At 60.5% G+C, this 1,991-nt stretch carries 2 protein-coding genes; both read left to right on the forward strand.

All coding sequences use genetic code 11. The features are described 5' to 3' along the window. Positions 1-365 (forward strand): CopD family protein (locus tag EOD07_RS32495; protein WP_127238160.1); only part of this gene is annotated, 365 nt, incomplete at its 5' end. A gap of 249 nt (positions 366-614) precedes the next feature. Then, positions 615-1,880: a transcription termination factor Rho gene (gene rho / locus EOD07_RS32500; RefSeq protein ID WP_127238161.1), complete on the forward strand. Its 1,266-nt coding sequence runs from the start codon at positions 615-617 to the stop codon at positions 1,878-1,880. Positions 1,881-1,991: the final 111 nt, after the last annotated feature.

Below are 1,991 nucleotides of genomic sequence, written 5' to 3' on the forward strand. Positions count from 1 at the left end.
TGCTCTATCTGCCCAGGCTCTTCGTCTATCATGCCGATGCCGAGAAAGGTTCGGTGCAGTCCGAGACCTTCAAGGTGATGGAGCGCCGTCTGCTCAGGGGGATCATCAATCCGGCGATGATCGTGACCTGGGTGTTCGGGCTTTGGATGGCCTGGAAGATCTTCCATTTCGAGGGCGGCTGGCTGCACGCCAAGATCGCGCTTGTGCTCGTCCTGTCGGGCCTGCACGGCTACCTCGCCGCCGCGGTCAGGAAATTCGCCGAGGACAAGAACGAAAAACCGGCGAGGCACTGGCGGATCGTCAACGAGATCCCCACATTGCTGATGATCGTCATCGTCATCCTGGTCATCGTGAAGCCGTTCTAGACCGGGAGCGTGGTCTTCTCCGGGAACCGGTCTCCGTTGCTTTCGCTGACCTCCGGTTCGGGACCGCGCTTCAGCTTCTCCCGACCCGCCAGGATCCGCAAAAGGCGGCTTGCTCTTTCAGGCGACCGACGATAAAAGACGGGTCTTCCTTCCCGTCATGCGCCGCCCCTTTTACTCGCTTTCGGCCGCGCCCGGCATTTGTCGTATTCAGCCGATTTTTCTCCCCAAAGCCTACCCAGAGTCTATCTAATGCAAGAAATGAAACTCGCAGAGTTCAAGAACAAGAAGCCCCCAGAGCTGATCGCCTATGCCGAATCGCTCGAGGTCGAGAACGCCAGCGTGATGCGCAAGCAGGAGCTGATGTTCGCGATCCTGAAGAAGCTCGCGGCCCAGGATATCGAGATCATCGGCGACGGCGTCGTCGAGGTGCTGCAGGACGGTTTCGGCTTCCTGCGCTCGGCCAACGCCAACTACCTGCCGGGTCCCGACGACATCTATATCTCGCCATCGCAGATCAGGCGCTTTTCGCTCAAGACCGGCGATACGGTCGAAGGACCGATCCGCAGCCCGAAAGAGGGCGAGCGCTATTTCGCGCTGCTCAAGGTCAACACCATCAATTTCGACGATCCTGAAAAGATTCGTCACAAGATTCATTTCGACAATCTGACGCCGCTCTATCCGACCAAGCGGCTAAAAATGGAGGTCGACAATTCGACCTCGAAGGACATCTCGCCGCGCGTGATCGACCTGGTCGCGCCGATCGGCAAGGGCCAGCGCGCGCTGATCAACGCGCAGCCGCGCACCGGCAAGACGGTGCTGATGCAGAACATCGCCCATTCGATCACCGCCAACCATCCGGAATGCTACCTGATCGTGCTCCTGATCGACGAGCGTCCGGAAGAAGTGACCGACATGCAGCGCTCGGTGAAGGGCGAGGTGATCTCGTCCACCTTCGACGAGCCGGCGGCGCGCCACGTGCAGGTCGCCGAAATGGTGATCGAGAAGGCCAAGCGCCTGGTCGAGCACGGCCGCGACGTGGTCATCCTGCTCGATTCGATCACTCGCCTCGGCCGCGCCTACAACACTGTGGTGCCATCATCGGGCAAGGTGCTGACCGGCGGTGTCGACGCCAACGCGCTGCAGCGCCCGAAGCGCTTCTTCGGCGCCGCCCGCAACATCGAGGAAGGCGGCTCCCTCACCATCATCGCGACCGCGCTGATCGATACCGGCAGCCGCATGGACGAAGTCATCTTCGAAGAGTTCAAGGGCACCGGCAACTGCGAAATCCAGCTCGACCGCAAGGTGGCCGACAAGCGCATCTACCCGGCGATGGACATCCTCAAGTCCGGCACCCGCAAGGAGGACCTGCTTGTGCCGCGCGCGGACCTGCAGAAGATCTTCGTGTTGCGCCGCATCCTGGCGCCGATGGGCACGACCGACGCGATCGAGTTCCTCATCGACAAGCTCAAGCAGACGAAGACCAACGCGGACTTCTTCGATTCGATGAATACGTGATTGGGCGCTGTCCTTGGCTTCGTCATTCCAGGGCGGAGCAAGGAGCGAAGCGACGCGGCGTAGACCCTAGAATCCATGCCGTTACCTTCAAGCTTTGCAGCGGTACAGAAT

The sequence above is a fragment of the Mesorhizobium sp. M2C.T.Ca.TU.002.02.1.1 genome (assembly GCF_003997225.1).